Annotated in this window: 21 protein-coding genes and 1 pseudogene; 14 read left to right on the top strand and 8 right to left on the bottom strand. The window is 68.0% G+C overall.

Going from position 1 to position 20,855, the window contains the following annotated elements:
- Window positions 1-11 precede the first annotated feature (11 nt).
- Window positions 12-1,163 (bottom strand): phosphotransferase, encoded by a 1,152-nt coding sequence (locus tag FDA38_RS34810; protein ID WP_233715106.1) that lies wholly within the window; start codon window positions 1,161-1,163, stop codon window positions 12-14.
- Between the two features lie 54 nt (window positions 1,164-1,217).
- Here FDA38_RS34810 and FDA38_RS34805 point away from each other — a divergent pair, with 54 nt between their 5' ends.
- Together FDA38_RS34805 and FDA38_RS42470 are read left to right on the top strand one after the other, a co-directional pair.
- Window positions 1,218-1,667 carry a MarR family winged helix-turn-helix transcriptional regulator gene (locus FDA38_RS34805; protein WP_137258415.1) on the top strand — a complete coding sequence of 150 codons (450 nt, stop codon included), beginning with the start codon at window positions 1,218-1,220 and terminating at the stop codon, window positions 1,665-1,667.
- 547 nt (window positions 1,668-2,214) lie between these two features.
- Entirely contained in the window at window positions 2,215-2,361 is a 147-nt protein-coding gene (locus FDA38_RS42470) for a hypothetical protein (RefSeq protein ID WP_170989970.1), read from the top strand.
- A 118-nt stretch (window positions 2,362-2,479) separates the two neighbouring features.
- Here the strand turns inward: FDA38_RS42470 and FDA38_RS34800 are convergent, their stop codons facing one another.
- Window positions 2,480-3,142: an HXXEE domain-containing protein gene (locus tag FDA38_RS34800; RefSeq protein WP_137258414.1), complete on the bottom strand. Its 663-nt coding sequence runs from the start codon at window positions 3,140-3,142 to the stop codon at window positions 2,480-2,482.
- Window positions 3,139-3,987 (bottom strand): CPBP family intramembrane glutamic endopeptidase, encoded by an 849-nt coding sequence (locus FDA38_RS42465; RefSeq protein ID WP_170989969.1) that lies wholly within the window; start codon window positions 3,985-3,987, stop codon window positions 3,139-3,141. The genes FDA38_RS34800 and FDA38_RS42465 overlap by 4 nt, the downstream gene beginning before the upstream one ends.
- Before the next feature lie 98 nt (window positions 3,988-4,085).
- Here FDA38_RS42465 and FDA38_RS34790 point away from each other — a divergent pair, with 98 nt between their 5' ends.
- Complete coding sequence (locus FDA38_RS34790; protein ID WP_137258413.1) at window positions 4,086-6,317, top strand: LuxR family transcriptional regulator; 2,232 nt, start codon at window positions 4,086-4,088, stop codon at window positions 6,315-6,317.
- A 12-nt stretch (window positions 6,318-6,329) separates the two neighbouring features.
- Here the strand turns inward: FDA38_RS34790 and FDA38_RS34785 are convergent, their stop codons facing one another.
- Window positions 6,330-6,563, bottom strand: a complete 234-nt coding sequence (locus FDA38_RS34785; protein ID WP_137258412.1) for a hypothetical protein — start codon at window positions 6,561-6,563, stop codon at window positions 6,330-6,332.
- A gap of 118 nt (window positions 6,564-6,681) precedes the next feature.
- Between FDA38_RS34785 and FDA38_RS34780 the strand changes: the two genes are divergently transcribed.
- The 4 genes from FDA38_RS34780 to FDA38_RS34765 are packed head-to-tail and all read left to right on the top strand — an operon-like array spanning window position 6,682 to window position 9,844.
- The gene (locus FDA38_RS34780) at window positions 6,682-7,905 is read left to right on the top strand and encodes an Acg family FMN-binding oxidoreductase (RefSeq protein WP_137258411.1); all 1,224 of its coding nucleotides are present in this window, start codon (window positions 6,682-6,684) and stop codon (window positions 7,903-7,905) included.
- Complete coding sequence (locus FDA38_RS34775; RefSeq protein WP_137258410.1) at window positions 7,902-8,552, top strand: hypothetical protein; 651 nt, start codon at window positions 7,902-7,904, stop codon at window positions 8,550-8,552. The genes FDA38_RS34780 and FDA38_RS34775 overlap by 4 nt, the downstream gene beginning before the upstream one ends.
- A 10-nt stretch (window positions 8,553-8,562) precedes the next feature.
- A complete protein-coding gene (locus FDA38_RS34770; RefSeq protein ID WP_137258409.1) occupies window positions 8,563-9,486 on the top strand; it encodes a phosphotransferase family protein in 924 nt (307 codons plus the stop codon).
- Window positions 9,487-9,511: 25 nt separating this feature from the next.
- A complete protein-coding gene (locus tag FDA38_RS34765) occupies window positions 9,512-9,844 on the top strand; it encodes a hypothetical protein (RefSeq protein WP_202877976.1) in 333 nt (110 codons plus the stop codon).
- Between the two features lie 3 nt (window positions 9,845-9,847).
- Here FDA38_RS34765 and trhA read toward each other — a convergent pair whose 3' ends face one another.
- Window positions 9,848-10,543 (bottom strand): PAQR family membrane homeostasis protein TrhA, encoded by a 696-nt coding sequence (gene trhA, locus FDA38_RS34760; protein WP_137258407.1) that lies wholly within the window; start codon window positions 10,541-10,543, stop codon window positions 9,848-9,850.
- Between the two features lie 261 nt (window positions 10,544-10,804).
- Between trhA and FDA38_RS34755 the strand changes: the two genes are divergently transcribed.
- From FDA38_RS34755 to FDA38_RS34740, 3 genes are all read left to right on the top strand, one after another.
- Window positions 10,805-11,584, top strand: a complete 780-nt coding sequence (locus tag FDA38_RS34755) for an isoprenyl transferase (RefSeq protein WP_137258406.1) — start codon at window positions 10,805-10,807, stop codon at window positions 11,582-11,584.
- A gap of 1,430 nt (window positions 11,585-13,014) precedes the next feature.
- A complete protein-coding gene (locus FDA38_RS34745; protein WP_137258405.1) occupies window positions 13,015-14,346 on the top strand; it encodes a PhoH family protein in 1,332 nt (443 codons plus the stop codon).
- A 182-nt stretch (window positions 14,347-14,528) separates the two neighbouring features.
- On the top strand, window positions 14,529-15,230 hold the full coding sequence (locus tag FDA38_RS34740) for an aggregation-promoting factor C-terminal-like domain-containing protein (protein WP_137258404.1): 702 nt from the start codon (window positions 14,529-14,531) through the stop codon (window positions 15,228-15,230).
- Window position 15,231: 1 nt separating this feature from the next.
- Here FDA38_RS34740 and FDA38_RS34735 read toward each other — a convergent pair.
- A pseudogene (locus FDA38_RS34735) lies at window positions 15,232-15,480 on the bottom strand (SDR family NAD(P)-dependent oxidoreductase); the annotation flags it as partial.
- A gap of 126 nt (window positions 15,481-15,606) precedes the next feature.
- Here FDA38_RS34735 and FDA38_RS34730 point away from each other — a divergent pair.
- The 4 genes from FDA38_RS34730 (at window position 15,607) to FDA38_RS42460 (ending at window position 18,657) form a co-directional block, all read left to right on the top strand.
- A complete protein-coding gene (locus FDA38_RS34730; RefSeq protein WP_137258402.1) occupies window positions 15,607-16,251 on the top strand; it encodes a spermine/spermidine synthase domain-containing protein in 645 nt (214 codons plus the stop codon).
- A 59-nt stretch (window positions 16,252-16,310) separates the two neighbouring features.
- Window positions 16,311-17,714, top strand: a complete 1,404-nt coding sequence (locus FDA38_RS34725; protein WP_137258401.1) for a class II fumarate hydratase — start codon at window positions 16,311-16,313, stop codon at window positions 17,712-17,714.
- 83 nt (window positions 17,715-17,797) lie between these two features.
- Window positions 17,798-18,376 carry a DUF402 domain-containing protein gene (locus FDA38_RS34720; protein ID WP_137258400.1) on the top strand — a complete coding sequence of 193 codons (579 nt, stop codon included), beginning with the start codon at window positions 17,798-17,800 and terminating at the stop codon, window positions 18,374-18,376.
- A gap of 122 nt (window positions 18,377-18,498) precedes the next feature.
- Window positions 18,499-18,657 (top strand): hypothetical protein, encoded by a 159-nt coding sequence (locus FDA38_RS42460; RefSeq protein ID WP_170989968.1) that lies wholly within the window; start codon window positions 18,499-18,501, stop codon window positions 18,655-18,657.
- Window positions 18,658-18,729: 72 nt separating this feature from the next.
- On the opposite strand, the gene FDA38_RS34715 is transcribed toward FDA38_RS42460, so the two are convergent.
- A complete protein-coding gene (locus tag FDA38_RS34715; RefSeq protein WP_137258399.1) occupies window positions 18,730-20,397 on the bottom strand; it encodes a fumarate hydratase in 1,668 nt (555 codons plus the stop codon).
- Window positions 20,398-20,499: 102 nt separating this feature from the next.
- On the bottom strand, window positions 20,500-20,805 hold the full coding sequence (locus tag FDA38_RS34710) for a hypothetical protein (RefSeq protein ID WP_137258398.1): 306 nt from the start codon (window positions 20,803-20,805) through the stop codon (window positions 20,500-20,502).
- Between the last annotated feature and the right edge of the window lie 50 nt (window positions 20,806-20,855).

Genomic DNA, 20,855 nt, shown 5'->3' with positions numbered 1-20,855 from the left:
GACTGAAATGTTCAGATAACCGGTGAGACCAGGTCGACCATCGCACGGGTGAGTTGGACTCGCTGCACGAACAGGTCGGGCGAGGCGTCGGTCTTGCCGAACAGCTCCAGCGGCAGCGCGGTGAACGCGGCGCGGACGAGGAGTGAGCCCAGGTACCCGTACAGGACCTCGTCCTCGGACACCTGCATCCCCTCGACCTTGAGGCCCTCCTGGAACGACTTCAGGATGACCTTGTGCACCATCGGCAGCGCCTCCGGTGCCAGCTCGCCGGCGTGTGCCAGTCCGATCAGCAGCTGCCCCAGGTCGAACCCGACCGCCTGCGGGCAATCGAAGCCCCAGTCGATCACCACGAACTCCTCCGGCTTGTCGTGCGGTACCAGGAGGTTCTGCGGGCTGGCGTCGCCGTGCTGGTAGCACTGCGGTAAGGCCTCGAGTGCATCCAGTACTGCGGGGATGCGCTCGCCCAGGTCGAGCAGATCGTCCTTGAGAGCGTGGTCGCCGACGTTGCAGACCGCAGCGCTCAGCAGCGGGTGCTTCCAGGTCTGCGGGTCCGCCAGTGCGGGCAGTGTGCCCTGGCTTACCCGGCCCTGGGCGTAGAAGCGCAGTCCGATGCCTGGCGTGGTCACGTGCTCGCGGGGGAGGAACGGCTCGACCATGTGCGGCTGGCGGCGGGCGGAGAGCCGGCCCAGGAGGTACGCCGCGCGCTCGAACCGGTCGATCGGCCACGGACCCCACTCCTGGACGACGTTCTCCATCCACAGCGTGGCGCGATCGTCGTCGTACACGTCGATCCGGTACGTCTTCGGGAGGCGCATGCCCTCGGGGAGGAGGTTGGCGATGTCGCTGCGGTGGACGGCGATCTCGAGCTGCCAGGGGAGGTTGTGGATGAACAGCGTGCGGAACTCCTCGGGCAGCATGTCGATCATCGGCCAGTGCCGGACCGACTGGAACTTCTTCACGAAGCAGGACCACTCGATCCCGTTTGCGGTGCCGAAAACCCGGTTGAGCGACTCGGTGCTGGGCGTACCGATCGGGTAGTCGACCGGCTCGACGCGTACGTCGGCGGGCACGGCTTGTGGATCGCCGGTGATCGAGCGGACCAGGGCGGTGAAGTCGTCGTCCGGCAGGGCATCTCGCCCGAGCGGTTCGAGTGCGGTGATCATGATTCCCCCCAAGGAAGTAAAGCCACCTTACTAACGGCATAGTAAAGTGGCTTTATGACTTCCGTCAACGACGTTTCGGACCGGCTGCAGGGACCGTGGTCCGGGCACATCGCCGGCCTGCTCGGAGCCGCCCTGAAGCGCATCCGGGAGGAGATCCTGGCCGCCTCGGAGGACCTCTACCCCGGCCTACGGGTCTCGCACTACCGCCTCCTCGAGATGATCCCGCCCGACGGCGCCCGCATCACGGATCTGGCGGAGGTCGCGGTCATGACCAAACAGGGCCTCGGCCAGCACGTCGACTACCTCCAGAGCCTCGGGTACGTCGAGTCCGACCGCCTCCGCACCGACCGCCGCGTCCGCCTGGTCCGCCGTACGCCCAAGGGCGACGAGGCGGCCGCCTACAGCGAAGCCGCCATCGAACGCGTAGAAGAAATCTGGTCGACCCGCCTGGGCCCCGCCCGCTACGAAGCCCTCCGCGAAACCCTCCGCGAACTCGGCAGCTAGCCCGCACCCCACCAAAGGACACGCCTTCGGCGCGCCTGTCTTGTTGGCCGGCTTCGCCGGCGCGCGGACGCGTCGAGACGTTCGCGCCGTCGGCGGACAACTGTGGTGGCGGGGAAGGACACGCCTTCGGCGCGGCTGCGTTATTAGCCGGCTCCGCCGGCGCGCGGACCGTGGCGAGCTGTTGACGTACTCGGCGGACAAGCGTGGCGGCGGGCAAAGGACGCGCCTTCGGCGCGGCTGTTTTGTTGGCCGGCTTCGCCGGCGCGCGGACCGGGGTGAGGTGCTCACGCGCTCGGCAGACAAGTGTGGTGGCAGGCAAAGGACACGCCTTCGGTGCGGCTGTCTTCTGGCCGGCTCCGCCGGGGCACGGACGCGGCGAGGCGCGGACCGTGGTGAGGCGCTTGCGCCGTCGGTGGACAGCTGTCGTGGAGGGCAGAGGGCGCGCCTTCGGCGCGGCTGGTTCGTTGGTCGGCTTCGCCGACCTGAGGGCTGGCTTCGGTGCGGGGCTTCACCCTCGTGTGCTCCCGGTGAGGCGTGAGCGCGGTGGGTGGTCGAGGATCTGCTGCGGCTGACGCCGTGGTGGTCGGTGGCCGGCCTGCTGCTGCTCGGCGCGTGCGCTGGTGACCTGCTCGGCGCTCGCGCTGGTGACCTGCTCGGTGGCTGGCCTGCTACTGCTCGGTGCCTGCGGCGGTGACCTGCTCGGTGCCCGTGCTGGCGACCTGCTCGGCGCCCGCGCCGGTGACCTGCTCGGTGACCTGGTCGGTGACCTGGTCGGTCGGCCAGTCGTTGGTGATGGACGGTCCTGTAGGGCTTTAGTTCAAGGCCTTTTGGACGTTGTCTGGGTCGTCGTTCGGATGGCCTGTGGCGCGGGTGCGGAGGCGGTGGGATTCCTTGATCAGGAGGTGGATGAGTAGGGCGCTCATGATGAGGTGGCCGCTTGCCGTGTAGAGGCCGGGGAAGTAGCCGCCTTTGAGGATGGGGAAGACGAAGTGGGAGATCGCGTTGATCAGGCCGGCGCCTAGCGCGTAGAACCACAAGAGGTAGTTGGCGATGCGGAGCTGGTAGAGGGCTCCGGCCGCGGCCAGGACCCAGATCGCTCCGAAGCCGAAGACGAAGGTGAGTAGGAAGGACTTCTCGGTCCAGTCGCGGGAGGAGTTGAACAAGTCGACGATCTCGTGGGGGAAGCCGCCGGTGTACTCCTCGGACATGTGGATGAACTGGAAGGCGATCGCGCACAGGTAGACGGCGATGACCTTGCGGGTCCTGACCGGATAGGCGTACGTCGTGCGCATCCAAGCGACCCACGCGACAACCGACGCGACGGTGAGGATGAGCGCGGCCTGGATCGGCAGAGTCGTCAGGACCCATACGGAGAAGCCGGTCGCCAGCACTCCCATCACGACGGCGGAGATCCGTTCGGGCTTGGCCGCGGGCGTTGCGGATGTGTCGTGCTGGCTGGACTGGACGTCGGTCATGATCTCCTCCTGGGCGATGTCGTGGGCGATGTCGTGGGCGATGTCGTGGGCGATGCGGCGAGCGATGCGGCGGGCGATGCGGCGGGCGATGCGGTGGGCTGTGCGACCGCCAGTTGTCGGCGGCTGGGTGGGAGCGTGGGGCGGCGGACGATGAGCGCCAGTAGCGGGACGGTGAGGCTGATGCCGGCCAGTGCGAGCGAGAAGGTCAGCCGCTCGTCCTCGGGAACGATCACGAGCTTGAAGCTGTCGATCGCGGTGTGCACCACGGCCGCCGCCCACACCGTCCTGCGGCCCAGCTCGTACAGGTGGGCCAGAGGCAACGAGGTGACAGCGGCGACGAGCATCGCCGCCACGCCGACCGTGACCCCGGACGAGGCGATCACCGGGATGTGGGTTGCGGCCACGAGTGGCATGCTCGCGAGCACGGCTGCCCGGAACGACCGGCCGTTGCGCAACCGGCGGAAGGCGTAGCCGCGCCACACCAACTCCTCGGCGAGACCGTGGAACGCGAAGATGCTGACCAGCAGCCACGGCCACCCGGGCTTGAGTGCGAACGAGGCGCCGGTGGCCGCCGTGACGATCGGATAGACCGCCTGGATCAGCACCGCGATGCCGACGGCCAGCACTAGGGCTCTGGCGTTCGGCCGGCCGAGTCCGACTCTTTGAAGGACGCCGGGCCACGCAGCCCCGAACAGCCGCTCGACGACGACGGCGACGAGCAGTACGGCGGCGAAGATCGCCACGCCGTACCGGGTGCCCGAATCGAACTCGGCGAACGCGGCCAGGACGACGTACAGAACGGTGAACCCGGTGAGGAACCGGATACCTGGCAGGAGAGTTTTCATGTGACTCACCGTCGGGCGCGCCCGGGTAGCCGCGCAGCACCCATGGGCCAGAAGCACCCGGGGTGCCAAACTGGGCGCACGGACCGGGAGGGGGCGCCATGGTCGCGGACCCGCTGCAGAGGCCGCTGCTGAGCGTGAAGCAGACCGTCCCGCCGGTACGCGCCGGAGCGGTCGCGCGCGGCAGGCTGGAGAAGCGCCTCGATCTCGCGACGAAGCTGACGCTGGTCGTGGCGCCTGCTGGGTGGGGCAAGACCAGTCTGCTGAGCCGCTGGGTATCGGGTGCTGATGGCACGCGCATCGCGTGGGTATCGCTAGACGAGAGCGACGACGAGCCGGTCCGGTTCTGGAGCTACGCACTGACCGCCCTGCGCGGAGTCAGCGACCAGATCACCTCAGCGGCATTGGACGCGCTGCCGGCGTCGAGCGACGGGCCGATGGCTCACGCATTGCCCCTGCTTCTCAACGAGTTGGCGGCGACGTCTACGCCGCACGTCCTCGTGCTGGACGACTACCACGTCATCTCGCACCAGGACGTCCACGAGAGCCTGGAGTTCCTTCTGGCGTACCTGCCGCCGACGCTGCGGATCGTCATCGCAAGCCGGATGGACCCGCCGCTCCCGCTGGCCCGGATGCGCGTTCGCGGCGAGCTCAACGAACTGCGCGCCGACGATCTCCGGTTCTCCCTCGACGAGTCGGCGACGCTGGTGTCCACGGTGTCGGAGACCGAGGTGGACGCCCATACGGCTGCAGCGGTGTGGGAGCGGACGGAGGGGTGGGCCGCCGGCCTCCAGCTGGCCGCGCTCGCCGTCCGGGGCAATGGAGCCGGGCCTGTGCTCGGTGACGACCGGCACCTGTTCGACTACTTCACCGACGAGGTGTTCCCTGCACTCGCGCCACAGCAGCGCGAACTACTGGTCCGCGCCGCGCCACTGGAGCTCCTGTCAGGGCCCTTATGCGACGCGGCGCTTGGAGTCGACGGCTCCGCCGCGGTGCTGGCCGAACTCGAGGCGGCTGACCTGTTCGTGGTCGCACTCGACCACACCCGCGAGTGGTACCGCTGCCACCGACTGCTGCGTGACGCGCTCCTTCGTACCCCGGAGGCGCATTCGGACGAGAGCGAGGTCCTACGCCGGGCCGCCCGCTGGTTCGAAGAGCATGGCCGGATCGACGACGCCGTACGGCATCTGCTCCGCGCCGGAGACCTTGCGGACGCCGAGCGCATGCTGGCCGGACAGATCGGGTGGTTTCTGCAGCGCGGCTGGCATGCCACTTACCTGGCGCTCGGAGAACAACTACCGGAGCATGCGGTCCGCTCCCAGTTGGCGGTGTACCTGGCCTACGCGGCCGATCTCACCGGACGCCGAGACCAGGTCGTCCACTGGCTCGACCTCGCCGAGCGGAAGCTGGACGCAGACACTGTCATCACCTACTGGCGCAGCCCCCGTGCCGGAATCCTTGCACTGCGGGGAGTTCTCGGTACGCCGGAGTCCCAGCCGGCGCTCGCGGTGCGGCTGTGCGAGGAGGCGGTCGCGCTGGAGAGGGCCGCTGGGTACGCCGAGAACCCCGACGCGCAGGCTGCTCTGGGACGCGCGTACGGGCTCGACGCTCGGTTCGACGAAGGAGCCCGGCTGCTGGCCGACTGCTGGCGTCGACGGGACCAGTTCCCCTGGTCGACCGAGCGAATCCTGCAGGTGGCCGGCCAGCTGAGCCTCTGCCTCCTGGGCCTCGGGCGCGAGCAGGAGCTCGACAGTCTCTTCGCGCAGGCCGGCGCCATCGCCGAGCGGACGGAAGGTGATTGGGGGCCGGCGGCCGCCGCGCACGTGGTGACGCTGGTACGCATGGTCGAGGCCCGGCGCACCTACCAGCGTGGCGACCTGGTGCGCGCTCGGGAGCAGTTGGTCCGGGCCCAGGCGCTGGCCGAACTGACCGCCCGGCCGATGCTCCTGGTGCTCGGGCTCGTCTTCCTCGCCGACGTCGAGGTCGGCGCCGGCCACCGCGCCGAGGCGAACGCTGCGCTGGTGCGCGCTCGAGAGGTGGCCGACAACGATGCGGTGGCGCCGTTCGTCCGGACCTGGCTGCAGGAGGCCGAGACCAGAATCGGCCGCCAGGCGGCGAAAGCGGCGACCGGCGTCCTGTTCGAGGAGCTGACCGATCGCGAACTCTCGATCCTGCGCATGCTGCCCGGGACGGCGACACAACGCGAGATCGGCGCCGCCCTGTTCCTCTCGATCAACACGGTCAAGGCCTACAACAAGAGCCTTTACCGCAAGCTGGACGTCGCTAGCCGTGCGGACGCCGTCCGAGCGGCAAGGCGTCTGGGCATCATCTGACCCGGTCCAGGGTCACTGTGACTGTCGCCGGACGGAGCGCACCTGGTGGCCGGTGTCCCACAGGAGGTTGAGTACGGCCCGCTCGCCGGCCTGATCGATGTCGGCGATGGTGACGACGGTGCCGGCGCTGGGAGCGCTGACGGCGGTCACGTTGTCGTAGCGCTGGTCGAGCAGGCGGAGTACTGACGCTGCCAAGGGACCGAACAGCGTGACCTCGACCCCACTGAGTGTTGGTTCTGGATTCATGGAGTCAATGTCGCCGCTCGAAGGGTAGGTGGACACCACCCTGCACACAGGTCCACCCCGGGTGGTTTGCGTCGCGGGGTGGTGCGGCGACACCCGAGCCGGGACGAGCCTGCGGGGTATGACAACCACACACGACCAGGAACCGGTCCCTGTTGCGACCGGACATCTGGACGGGCCGCCGCGCTGGTCGCGCCGCCGTCTGCTCCGCACGATGGGCTTGGGCGGAGCCACTGTCTTGGTGGCCGGCACAGGTGCCCTCAGCTACCGGGTGTACGACACCGCGGCCCTCAACCCGGGGAGCGGGCCGGCGTTCGACCCATGGACCCAATGGCGCCAGTTGCCCGGTCCGCTCGGAGCCGTGGCGTGCGCCGTACTCGCCGCCAGCCCGCACAACACCCAGCCGTGGTACTTCGCACTCGGCCCCCGCAGCATCGACGTCTTCGTCGACGAGGCACGCGGGACCGGAGCGGTCGACCCGCTGCGTCGCGAGCAGTACGTCGGCCTCGGCTGTGCGGTGGAGAACCTCGTACTCGGCGGAATGGCCCGCGGCCTGGCGCCTCAGGTCACCTGGCTCCCAGACGGCAACGAGGCCGGTCGCGTGGCACACGTCGAGCTCGGCTCTGGTCAGGCGCAGGCGACTCCGCTGTACGACGCGATCGGCCGGCGGCACACGAACCGGGGTCCGTACAGCTCGCAGGCTGTTCCGGCCGAGACGCTGGCCGAGCTGGTAGACCCCTCCGGACTTGACGGGCCCACCGTGCACTGGGTCGTCGACCCCGCACCGAAGGCGGCGCTGTCCGAGCTCCTGGTCGATGCGGCCGAGGCGCTCACCCGTGACCAACAGCAGTCCCGCGACGGGTTCGTCTGGTTCCGCAACAGCCACGACGAGATCCAACGGCACCGCGACGGTCTGGTACTCGACGGCCAAGGACTCAGCCCGCTGCTCCTCGGCGTCGCGAAACTGCTACCCGCATCCTCACGCAGCGACGGCGACCAGTTCTGGGTGAACCAGACGCGCACCGTGCACACGGCGACTGCCGCGGCGTACGGCGTCATCACGTCGACGTCTCCCGACGACCGGCGTACCCAGCTGGAGGCCGGGCGGCTGCTGCAGCGCATCCATCTCGCCGCCACGAGCCGGGGGATCGCGTTGCAGCACATGAACCAGATCACCGAGCGGATCGACCGGGAGGCGACGACCGGAGCGGTCGCCACGTTCGCCCCGAGATTCGCGAAGCTCCTGCCGGCCGGGGAACGCCCACTGCTGACCTACCGGGTCGGCTACCCACTCCGCGAAGCCCGCCCAACACCCCGCCGCTCCGCCAGGACGGTGACCCGATGACCCGCAGGCGGCTCGCGACTCGGCTCGGTTTGTCGGGGGCGGCTCTTGGCATGGTTGCCGGATTGGTCCAGGCGCTGGCCGGCTACGGCATCCCGGAGTGGACCGGCAACAAGCTCGCCACCGGCGCACTTGGCCTGCTCACGCTGGCGCTTTCGGCACTGGCCGGGCTGGCCGCCCTCCGCCAGCGCGACCCAGACCTGTCCGTCCTGTCCCGCGCCCTGTGCGCGCTGGGGCTGATCGCACCGGGCCTGCTCTGCCTCACCACGGTAGGCCGACTCTGGTACGTACCGGCCATCCTCCTGACCACCGCCGGCCTGCTGACCATCGAAAACTGGCGAGCAACGGCAGCTGCACTGCGGCAGGACTGGACCCGGGTTCTACTGACCGTCCTGGGTCTGTGCCAACTCCTCATGGTGGCCAGCGGACCAGTACTGCTCATGGTGGTCGGCGCACTCAGCGCAGTCGCGCTGGCCACAGCCGCCTGGCGACGGTCGGCCTCACGACGCACCGTCTACAGCCTCGTTGCCCTCGGCACCATTCCGTTCGCCGCCCTCGGCTGGACCGCCGTCGTACCCATCCTGCTAGCCGTCATCGCCGCGTCGGTCGCGCCCCACAATTCCGGTGCACTGACGAACTCCGAGTCCTAGAGTGCGTCGGGTGAATCTCTCCCAGCTCGGTACGCCGATCGGCCCGCCGGTCCGTGTCCACGGCGGGTACGCCAACCGGATGTACCGGCTCGACACCGACCAGGGGTCGTTCGCTGTGAAGGAGTTGAATCATGTCGACCGGCGCTGGGACTACCGCCTGGACGATGTATTCAGGTTCGAGAGTGCTGCCTTCGCCGCCGGGATTCCGATGCCTGAGCCGATCTCGGCCGGTCAAGACACGCTGGTGCATCGCTGGGTCGACGGAGAGAAGGTGCCGGAAGAGCCGGTGTCCGAGGGGTTCGCGTTCGAGATCGGGGAGATTCTCGCGCGCCTCCACGCGCTGGACGTCGAGTGGACCGACACGTCGACCGAGGATCCGGCAGCTCAGGACTGGCCTGAGCTGGCCGAGCGCGCGACGGCGACCGGCCAGCCGTGGGCCGACGAACTCGCCTCCCAGCTCGACACGTTCCGAGCGATAGCCCACTTCGTCGACACCTGCGAGCGGCCAGGTCCCGTCGTACTGACCCACAAGGACATCCAGCCGTGGAACCTGCTCGCCCGCGACGGTCGGCCGGTTGTCCTCGACTGGGAACTCTCGGGAATGCTCGACCTGTCCGGCGAGCTCGGCTCAACCGCTCTGAGCATCTCGAAAGGACAAGGCTTCGACACCATCGAGCCTGCGATCTTCCGCGCCGTCCTCGACGGGTACGTCGCAGGAGGCGGAACGCTGCCGCCGCCAGGCCCGAGCTGGTTCGTGTACATGATCAGCGGCTGGCTGGGCCACACCAGATGGAACATCCTCCGCTGCCTGGCGGGTGTCGAAGCGAACACCGGACCCGACCTCGCGCTGTCACACGAATCCGCCCGCAACGGCCTCCGCGGCCTACCCGACTTGTTCAGCCGACTGCGAGACCTTCAGACCCTACTGAGCTAACCCAGTACATGTCAGAATGCCGAGCATGGACGGTGGATTGTCGTTGCGGTCAGAAGACTCGTTTCTTTCGATCGCAAGCCGCGGATCGATCCTGTCGATCGGGTCGGTCGGGTCCGTGCTGAGCATCGGATCGGTCGGCTCGGCGCTGTCCGTCGCGTCGGTTGGATCGACACTCTCCGCCTTCTCGGCGGGCTCGGTGCTCTCGTTCGGTTCAGCACTCTCAGCCAAGTCCCGCTGGTCGTTGCTGAGCAGCGACGGTGATCACGACGTACTGAAGGCCCCTCCCCGCTCTGCATTTATCGCAGGCACCGGGGCAGCGCTCGTAGTACTCCTGGCAGCACTCAGCCACAGCCGCTAGAAGTTAGCCGGCGTGGTACGTCGCGATGCTGACCGCGATGTAGTGGCAGATGAAGGCGGCCACTGTGAACGCGTGGAAGATCTCGTGGAAGCCGAACCAGCGCGGCGACGGGTTGGGCCGCTTGGTGCCGTAGACGACTGCGCCGATCGAGTACAGGCCGCCGCCGACCGCGATCAGCGTCACCACAGCCGCGCCGCCTGCGTGGTAGATGTCGCCCATCCAGAAGATGGCTACCCAGCCGAGGGCGAGGTAGATCGGCGTGTAGATCCAGCGTGGGGCGCTCAGCCAGAAGATGCGGAACAGGATGCCGAGTGCGGCACCGCCCCAGACCAGGCCGAGCATCAGGACGCGGTCCTTGCCGTGCAGCAGCACCATGCCCAGCGGGGTGTACGTGCCGGCGATCAGCAGGAAGATGTTGCTGTGGTCCAGGCGGCGCAGGATCGCTTCGCCGGTCGGGCCCCAGTAGAAGCGGTGGTACAGGGCCGAGATGCCGAACAGCAGCATCGCGCCTGCGGTATAGACCGCGGCGGCGAGGCGGGCGTTGGCGTGCGGGGCCAGGCAGATCAGGACGATGCCGGCGGCGGTGGCGAAGGGGAACGTGCCGGCGTGCAGCCACCCGCGGAGCTTGGGCTTGAGCGGTCCGAGCCGGCCTGACAGCCGGTGACCGAGTTCCTGGGGCTGGGCGCTGGTAGCGGTCATCGCCGTCCTTTCGAGGGGTAGCCGGGCGGGTCGTACCTACGCCACCGTAACCTACGGAACCGTAGGTTGCATGGTCCAGAAGGATGAAATGTAGGCGACGTCACCGGGTCGGCGCACCACCACCCGTGTTTACGATGCACGAACTGCGAAGAAAGTTCGGCCTTTCTGGCAGCTTTCTATGAGGCACTCCGAGGGCTCTCACCCACACCGCGATGTGGGCTAGCCTCGTGACCGAGAGTCTTTGAGGAGAGCACCCTGCCCATGCGGACACCTGGCAAGCAGAAGCTGCGCGATGCGGTCTACGGTCTGTACGAACGCCGGCTGATGCGATCGCTGTCGCCGGACCGGATCCCGCGGCACATCGGCGTCATCATCGACGGCAACCGGCGCTGGGCCCGCCAGGTCGGCGACCCGGTGTCGCGCGGCCACGAGGCCGGGGCGAACAAGATCTCCGAGTTCCTGGAGTGGTGCGACGACGTCGGCGTCAAGGTCGTCACGGTGTGGATGCTGTCCACCGACAACCTGACCCGCCCGGCCGAGGAGTTGGAGCCGCTGCTGCGGATCATCGAGCAGACCGTCGAGGAGCTGACCGCGATCGGCCGCTGGCGGATCCACCCGGTCGGCGCGCTCGACCTGCTGCCCGGCAGTACTGCGGAGGTCCTGAAGGCAGCCGAGACCGCGACGCATGACAACGAGGGCCTGTTCGTCAACGTCGCCGTCGGGTACGGCGGCCGCCGCGAGCTCGCCGACGCCGTCCGCTCCCTCCTCCTCGAAGAGGCCGCGAAGGGCATGTCGATCGAGGAGCTGGCTGATCGCGTCGACGTCGAGCACATCGCCAGGCACCTGTACACCAAGGGCCAACCGGACCCTGACCTGGTCATTCGTACGTCGGGTGAGCAGCGTCTCGGCGGTTTCCTGCTGTGGCAGAGCGCACTGAGCGAGTTCTACTTCTGCGAAGCGCTCTGGCCGGACTTCCGGCACGTCGACTTCCTCCGCGCGATCCGGAGCTATGCCCAACGAGAGCGTCGCTTCGGTACGTGACGCCGCGCCCGCAGCGTGCACACGTCGTACGGCGGCGCAGGTAGTACGCGTACGTCGCCGTACCGAGGGCTGCTCCCCATACGACCCAGAGGATGCCTGGGGCATTGGTCGCCCAGTTGTCGCCGTCGAGGGGGAGTTGCGTGTTCATCAGGCCGGCCGGAACGAGTACGACGGCAACGATCGAGGCCGGGACGATCGCGAGCAGCGTCGGGACACGCTTGCCTGCCTTGAACCAGATCCAGCGCGGGTAGACCTCGCCCCAGCGATGCACCAGACCGTGGGTGAGGACGCCGCCGGCGAGGCCCATCACGGCCAGGCCGAGTCCCATCTCGAGCATGCCCGGCGTGTCGGCCATCATCTGGTGGAACTCGTCGCTGATACCGACGGGCCAGCCGAAGTACCAGGCGACGCGGGTGAACTCGTACGGAAGGTTCGCCACCACCGCAACGCCTACGGCCCATTTGCCCCACCTGAGTGCGGCTGTGGGTGACTTCCACTCCGGTTCGTGAGCTCCTCGACCGCACGACACGCAGACGTTCCGGCTGCGCCGGTGATACGCGACGGCGGTCGCCGCCCACAGGACGCCGCCGACGAACAGGATGATCAGGTTCACCCGGTGCCAGTACAGGATGTCGCCGAGACCGCCCTGCGCCCCTGGTACGCCGGTGAACGCGAACACCACGATCGCGGGCGAGAGCGCAACGACCGCGATCAGTGTGTAGTCAGGGATCACGAGCGCCAGTCCGACCGCGAGTACGGCGGCAATCGTCTGCAGGACCGATCCGCGCGGGCGTATCCGGGTCATCACGACCGCAAGCACGGCGCCGGCCAGTCCGATCGTTGCCATCACCGGTCCGACCACGTGTACCGGCGTACCTTCCAGGATCGACGCGGTGGCGCGGTCGTCCGGTACGTGGGCGAACGGATAGCCCGCTCCGCCGAGGCTCCAGTACACGCCAAGTACGCCGTACAGCAGGGACCACGCAGCGGTGGCGTACCCGGTCCACGACGGCCAGTTCTTCCTCATGTACCGAGCGTCGCCGCGCAGACCGCCGTACCGGATCACCCGCCCGAGTGATCGTGCTCCCTCGCGTGGCTGAAGGTGTAACGCCCTGTTAACCCCGTGGCCGGGCGTGTCGGGCTGCGCCGTTTGCGGCAGGCTCCTACTCTGGCAGAGACGGTCGGAGGGGAAGCCGGCTGTCACGGGAGGCCCGATCAGTTTGAGAATCTCGTTCCAGCCGGTTGCCCCATGAGGGGCCGAACGGAGTCCCCGAGACCTGAGGTCTCGAACTCACTGATCGCCGTTGCCGCTCGTGCGGCGGCGCGGACGGGGTCAACACCGGACCCCGAGGGCGGCACCCGACCCATCACCTAACCACTGGCGGGCCGGGGCGAGGGTGTACGTCACGGCCTAGAAGAGGACGTGCGACATGGCCATCCACGCCAAGGCGTCAAGTACCTCATCCACACCGGATCAGCGCACCTTCGTGCTGGACACTTCGGTGCTCCTCTCGGACCCGCACGCGATGCTGCGGTTCGACGAGCACGAGGTGGTCGTTCCGGTGGTCGTTGTCACCGAATTGGAGGCCAAACGGCATCACCCGGAACTCGGCTACTTCGCCCGCACCGCGCTGCGACTGCTCGACGAGCTCCGGATCCTGCACGGACGTCTGGACGCGCCCCTGCCAGTGGGGGAGAAGGGTGGAACTCTCCGGGTCGAGTTGAACCACACCGACCCTGAGACCTTGCCGGCCGGTTTCCGGCTCGGCGACAACGACAGCCGGATCCTTGCCGTGGCCTGCAACTTCATGGCCGAGGGCAAGGATGTCACGCTGGTCTCGAAGGACCTGCCGATGCGGGTCAAGGCGTCGGCGTGCGGGCTGCAGGCCGAGGAGTACCGCGCCGAGCTGACGCTGGAGTCCGGCTGGACCGGGATGGCCGAGCTCGAGGTCGAGACCCACATCGTCGACGACCTGTACGAGAACGGCTCGGTGGAGCTGCCGCAGGCGGGCGACTTCCCGACCCACACCGGGTTGGTGCTGCTGTCCGACCGGGGCAGCGCGCTCGGCCGGGTGATGCCGGACAAGCGGATCCGGCTGGTCCGTGGTGACCGGGAGGCGTTCGGCATTCGTGGCCGGTCCGCCGAACAGCGGGTCGCGCTCGACCTGCTGCTGGACCCCGATGTCGGGATCATCTCGCTCGGTGGCCGCGCCGGTACCGGTAAGTCCGCGCTGGCGCTGTGTGCCGGCCTGGAGTCGGTGATGGAACGGCGCCAGCACAAGAAGGTCATCGTCTTCCGGCCGCTGTTCGCGGTCGGCGGGCAGGAGCTCGGGTATCTGCCGGGCACCGAGTCCGAGAAGATGGGGCCGTGGGCGCAGGCCGTGTACGACACGCTGGGCGCACTGACCAGCGGTGACGTGATCGACGAGGTGATGGACCGCGGCATGCTCGAGGTACTGCCGTTGACCCACATCCGCGGCCGGTCGCTGCACGACGCGTTCGTGATCGTGGACGAGGCCCAGTCGCTGGAGCGGAACGTACTGCTGACGGTGCTGTCCCGGGTCGGGGCGAACTCGCGGGTCGTTCTGACCCACGACGTCGCCCAGCGGGACAACCTGCGGGTCGGCCGGCACGACGGCGTGGTCGCGGTGGTCGAGCAGCTGAAGGGTCACCCGCTGTTCGCGCACGTGACCCTGACCCGCTCGGAGCGGTCGCCGATCGCGGCGCTCGTCACCGAGATGCTCGACGACCTGCAGTTGTAAGGAGTGTCCGCGTTATTGGGTCATAACTTTCTGTAAAGCAGGGGTAAGAATTCCGCGCACGGTGCGGTCGCCACGCTGGCGGCCGCACCGTTCGTTCGTGACCTGCTTGTGATCACGCACGGTTTACGCCAGAGTATGTTCTCGTTGCAGCCGACGGGGGTCGGGTTTTCTCGGAAGGACAGATGAAAGCGAAGCGCTCCGTCACGGCTCTCGCAGTTACTGGGATCGCCGTCGTCTCCGTTGTCGCGGGTATCGACCTCTTCAGCTCCCCCGGGAGCAGCAGTGCCTCGGAAAAGGTCTCAGGGCGGGCCGAGATGGCCGTGCTGAACAGCGGGAAGGTGCTGACCGGGGACGACGCCTCGCCGTCGGCCGCCCCGAAGTCCACCGGCTCCGCCGCGGACGAGGCCGCCGCCGCGATCCAGATGCGGAACGAGGTCGAGTTGATCACCGCGGCCCAGGATGCAGCCGACGTCAAGATGAAGGCCAAGAACGCTGCACTGCGCCGGTACCAGGCGTTGGCGAAGGCCGACCGCTCGGTCCAGGAGGAGCGGGCCAGCCGCGACGCCGAGCGGAAGAAGTACGAGGGCACGCCGAAGGAGGTCGCGATGAACCTCCTCCCCGACCACGGCTGGAGCCAGAGCCAGTTCAGCTGCCTGGAGAAGCTCTGGAACAAGGAGTCCCGCTGGAAGGTCAGCGCCGACAACCCGTCGTCGACGGCGTACGGCATCCCGCAGGCGCTGCCCGGTAGCCGGATGGCGGCGTACGGCAAGGACTGGCGCACCAACCCGGTCACCCAGATCAAGTGGGGCCTGGACTACATCGAAGCCACCTACGGCTCCCCCTGCAACGCTTGGGGCCACTCCCAGGCCAAGGGCTGGTACTGAGCTACCAGCGGATCGGGCCGTTCTCGTCGTAGAAGCCTCCGGAGGGCCCGTCGGCGGGGAGAGTCGAGTACCGGACGACAACCTTCACGATCCGTCCGGCCTCGGCCCGGCGCAGCAGCGGAAGTGCTGCTTGCGTCACTGCGACAAGGCCGAACACGTTGGTGTCGTAGACACGCCGCAGTACGTCGACCGGTACCTCACTCGGCCGGCCTTCGGGCAGGGCGATACCAGCGTTGTTGACGAGCAGGACGACATCCCAGTGCGACCTTGCCGCTGTCCGTCACTCGCGTTCCTCGGCGTAGGGTGTTGGTCCGCGTCGGGAGGCCGACGCGACGGGAGGACACCATTCTTACCATCGACCACGGCGGCGTCTGAGGTGGCGGAGATTGCGCGGGCCCGCAGCGAGCGGGGTGAGCTGGTACTCCGGCGCCGTGACGACGGGGCGCTGGAGCTGCGGGTCAATGGCGTCTTCGTGATGGACGATCGAGAGACGGCCAGCGAGGAGCTGCTGGCCTCGGCTGCGCTGGAGGCGGTACGGCGGCCTGAGCGGGTGCTTGTCGGCGGACTCGGACTCGGGTACACGGTCCGCGCGCTGCTGGCCGACTCGCGGCTCGGCTCGGTGACTGTCGCCGAGATCGAGCCGGATCTGGTCGGCTGGATGCGCTCAGGCCTGGTCCCATCGATCCTCGACGACGCTCGTGTCGGTGTGGTGGTCGGCGATGTGCGCGCTGTTGTCGCGGATCTGCCCGAGGCGTCCGTCGACGCGATCCTTCTGGATGTCGACAACGGCCCGGATTTCCTTGTCTACAACGAGAATTCGGCTATCTACACCTCCTCGTTTCTCACCACGTGCCGGGCGAAGCTGCGCGCCGGCGGCGTCCTCACCGTGTGGTCGTCGTCCTCGACCGAGGCTTTGGAGTCAGCCGTCACGACGGTCTTCGGCGCCTGCCAGGTCACGCCCGTCCCGGTCCGCCTACAGGCCCGGGACGAGACGTATTTCGTCTACCAGGGCAGCTCGTAGTTGTCCACAGCCAGTCGATCGGGGCGTTCCGGCGACGCTTAGCGACGTACTCTGCAGGTATGGGTGATGACGTGGAATTCAGGATCGAGCACGACACGATGGGCGAGGTCAAGGTGCCTCGGGACGCGTTGTGGCGGGCGCAGACGCAGCGTGCGGTGGAGAACTTTCCGATCTCCGGGCGGCCGCTCGCGCCGGCGCTCGTGCATGCGCTGGCACAGATCAAGGCCTCGGCAGCGGTGGTGAATGCCTCACTCGGCGTCATCGACGCCGACCGGGCGGCCGCGATCGTGGCTGCGGCGGACGACGTGGCCGCGGGGGAGTACGACGCGGAGTTCCCGATCGACGTCTTCCAGACCGGCTCGGGTACGTCGACGAACATGAACGCGAACGAGGTGCTGGCCACCCTTGCCACCCGCTCGCTCGGCGGCGACGTGCACCCGAACGATGACGTCAACGCATCCCAGTCGAGCAACGACACGTTCCCGTCAGCGATCCACGTGGCGGCGACCGCCGGCGTCGTACAGGAGTTGTTGCCGGCGCTCGAGCACCTCGCGGATTCCCTGTCTCGTAAGGGATCTGAGTTCGCCGAGGTGGTGAAGTCCGGGCGGACGCACCTGATGGACGCGACGCCGGTGACGCTCGGCCAGGAGTTCAACGGGTACGCGCAGCAGATCCGCCGGGGTGCCGCCCGGGTGCGGGCAACGCTGCCCCGGGTCGCCGAGCTTCCACTGGGCGGTACTGCGGTTGGCACCGGGATCAACACGCCGCCCGGGTTCGCGGCCGCGGTGATCACCGAGCTGAACCGGCGGACCGGCCTGGAGCTGACCGAGGCCGAGGACCACTTCGAGGCGCAGGGAGCTCGTGACGGACTCGTCGAGCTTTCCGGCCAGCTGAAGACGGTCGCCGTGAGCCTCACGAAGATCTGCAACGACCTGCGCTGGATGGGTTCCGGGCCGCGAGCCGGGCTCGGCGAGATCTCGCTGCCTGACCTGCAGCCGGGCTCGAGCATCATGCCGGGCAAGGTGAATCCGGTGATCTGCGAGGCGACGTTGATGGTCGCGGCGCAGGTGATCGGCAACGACACTGCGATCACCGTGGCCGGTGCCGGAGGCAACTTCGAGCTGAACGTGATGCTCCCGGTGATCGCGCGCAACCTGCTCGAGTCCATCACCCTGCTCGCGAACAGCTCGCGCCTGCTGGCGGACCGCTGTGTCGACGGCATCACCGCGAACGTCGATCACGCCCGCGCGCTGGCCGAGTCGTCGCCGTCGATCGTGACGCCGCTCAACCGCTACATCGGGTACGAGAACGCCGCTGCGGTGGCCAAGAGTGCTTTGAAACAAGGGAAAACGATCCGCGAGGTCGTGATCGAGAACGGTCACGTCGAGAAGGGAGACCTGACCGAGGAGCAGCTGGACGCGGCCCTCGACGTACTCTCCATGACCCGCCCGGCGGACTCGTGACGGACTATTGGGAGCCGGGGACAACGATCGAGTGGGTGTACGAAGGGACCGGAAGGCACGCGGACAAGCCGAACGTGCGGCCGATGACGGTCGTGCGTGACGACGCGGACGGCCTGGTCGCCTGGCTCGCGCCCGGTACGCCGTTGCTCAAGCCGGTCCTCGCCGACGGACGGGAGACGCGGCACGCGGGTCCGGTCGGGATGTTCACCGAGGAGCGGGTGCTGAAGCTCGACGTCTGGCACGGCACCGGGATCCTCAAGGTGTCGCCGCCCGGCAAACCGTGGTCGGTCTGGTACTTCTGGGGCGAGGACGGGACCTTCCACGGCTGGTACGTGAACCTCGAGCGGGAGCACGTGCGCGACTGGACATCCCGCCGTACCAGCACCGTCGACCACGTGCTCGACCTGTGGATCAAGCCCGACCGCACCATCGAGTGGAAAGACGAGGACGAACTCGAGGGAGCAGTCACAGCCGGCCGATTCACCGCCGCCGAATCCGACCGCATCATCGGCAACGCCCACGCCGCCATCCGCGACATCAAGTCGTGGACCACCCCCTACTCCGACGACTGGCACCTCTGGACACCCCCACCAACCTGGCGAGTCCCCGCCGCCCCCACAACCCACCAGCCCACCCTGATCGCCGAAGAACTACACAGCTGATTGCCTCACGCCCTCCTCTCACCGGAGACGGTCGAGGGGAGTGGTCGCTTGCAACGACCGGTTGACAACACAGGTGGGTTACGAGCGCTTCCATCCTGGTGGTTCGGACTTACCTTGGAGACATGTACACCATCGAGTTGCAGGACGAGGAGCTCCAGATACTGCGATCCGCCCTTCGGAGCTACCTCCAGGCCTTCGGCCATAACGAAGCCGATCTCGTCCAGGCCGCGAAGACGCTGATGCTCAAGTTGCCCGAGACGGTAGAAACCAAGGCCGGCTGAGGTCACCCTCGAGCGGTTCCAGTACGGCGACGGGGGCAGGCCACGCCGCCGTACCCCGGCGCCACGGTCAGCTCAACTGCGCGGACGCACGGTCAGCGGGACGGGCTTGCGGGTGTCGGTGAAGAAGTCGTTGCCCTTGTCGTCGACCACGATGAACGCCGGGAAGTCCTCGACCTGGATCTTCCACACCGCTTCCATGCCAAGCTCGGCGTACTCCAGCACATCGACCGACTTGATGCAGTCCTGCGCCAGCCGCGCCGCCGGGCCGCCGATCGACCCCAGGTAGAACCCGCCGTGCTCCTTGCACGCCGCCGTCACCTTCGCCGACCGGTTGCCCTTAGCAAGCATCACGAACGACCCACCCGCAGCCTGGAACTGGTCGACGTACGCGTCCATCCGCCCCGCCGTCGTCGGCCCGAACGAACCGGACGCATAACCCTCAGGCGTCTTCGCCGGCCCCGCGTAGTACACCGCGTGATCCCGCAGGTACGACGGCATCTCCTCACCCGCGTCCAGCCGCTCCTTGATCTTCGCGTGCGCGATGTCGCGCGCCACCACGAGCGGCCCGCTCAGCGACAGCCGCGTCTTCACCGGCAGCTTGGACAGCTCCGCGCGGATCTCGCTCATCGGCCGGTTCAGATCGATCCGTACGACGTCGGCCGTGTCGTCCAGGTGCTCGTCGGTGGTGTCGGGCAGGAACCGTGCCGGGTCCCGCTCGAGCTGCTCGAGGAACACACCCTCCGGCGTGATCTTCGCCAGCGCCTGCCGGTCCGCCGAACACGACACCGCGATCGCGACCGGGCAGGACGCGCCGTGCCGCGGCAGCCTGATCACGCGGACGTCGTGGCAGAAGTACTTCCCGCCGAACTGCGCGCCGATCCCGAACTCCTGCGTCAGCTTGAAGACCTCCTCCTCCAGCTCCACGTCCCGGAACCCGTGTCCCACCGGCGATCCCGTGGTCGGCAGCGTGTCGAGATAGTGCGCGGAGGCGTACTTCGCGGTCTTCAGCGCGTACTCCGCCGACGTACCGCCGACCACGACCGCGAGGTGGTACGGCGGGCAGGCCGCCGTACCCAGCGAGCGGATCTTCTCGTCCAGGAACTCCATCATCCGCGACGGGTTCAGGACCGCCTTGGTCTCCTGGTACAGGAACGACTTGTTCGCGGAGCCGCCGCCCTTGGCCATGAACAGGAACTTGTACGCCGGGTCGCCGGAGCCCGCCGGGGTCGAATAGAGCTCGACCTGGGCCGGCAGGTTGGAGCCGGTGTTCTTCTCGTCCCACATGGTCAGCGGGGCCATCTGCGAGTAGCGCAGGTTCAGCTTGGTGTACGCGTCGTACACGCCGCGGCTGATCCACTCCTCGTCGACCGCGCCGGTCAGCACGCCCTCGGACTTCTTGCCCATCACGATCGCGGTGCCGGTGTCCTGACACATCGGCAGTACGCCGCCGGCGGAGATGTTCGCGTTCTTCAACAGGTCCAGCGCGACGAACCGGTCGTTCCCGGACGCCTCCGGGTCGTCGATGATCCGCCGCAGCTGGGCGAGGTGCGCGGTCCGCAGGTAGTGCGAGATGTCGTGCATCGCCTCCGCGGTCAACGCCTGCAGCACCTCGGGCTGCACTTGCAGGAACGTCCTGTCGCCCGCCGTGAAAGTGCTGACACCTTCCGTCGTCAGCAGCCGGTACTCCGTCTCGTCAACACCCAACGGCAACAGATCGGAGTAGTTGAAGTCGGCAGACACCGGGCATACCTCCAGGAGGAGTGGACTGGACGCCCCAAAGCCTAGTTCTCCCCACGGCGCAGCCCCACGCGACCTCCGTCTCACCGCCGGCTGAGGCAACCCTCACCCACGCACGACCCGCCAGGCGCCGGGCAGCTCTCGTCCGAGAGACATCCGGTTCCAGGCGACGTTGCGCGGATCCGCACGTCCCTTCGTCAAGCTCGCCGGAACGGCGTCGCGCAGCAGGCGCGCGAGCCCGGTGATGATCAGCTGCCCGGCGACCGCCATCGCGGCGGCAGGCCACACCAGCAGATCGCGTCCGGAGAGCTGCGACCCGAGGACCAGCGCGATGCCGACGACCATCACCGCGAACGCGACAAGGTACGCGGCGGCGAACGCTCGTCCGCGGACTCCTTCGGGCCAGGTCATGTCCGACAGTATGAGCCCGGAACCAGGGTTCGCATCAGGGGTGAATCGGG

Origin of the sequence: Kribbella jiaozuonensis, from assembly GCF_005233875.1 — a bacterium.
In the GTDB taxonomy this organism is placed as follows: Bacteria; Actinomycetota; Actinomycetes; order Propionibacteriales; family Kribbellaceae; genus Kribbella; species Kribbella jiaozuonensis.
The sequence above is the reverse complement of the archived record's forward strand: the minus strand, read 5'-3'. Positions and strand labels throughout refer to the sequence as shown.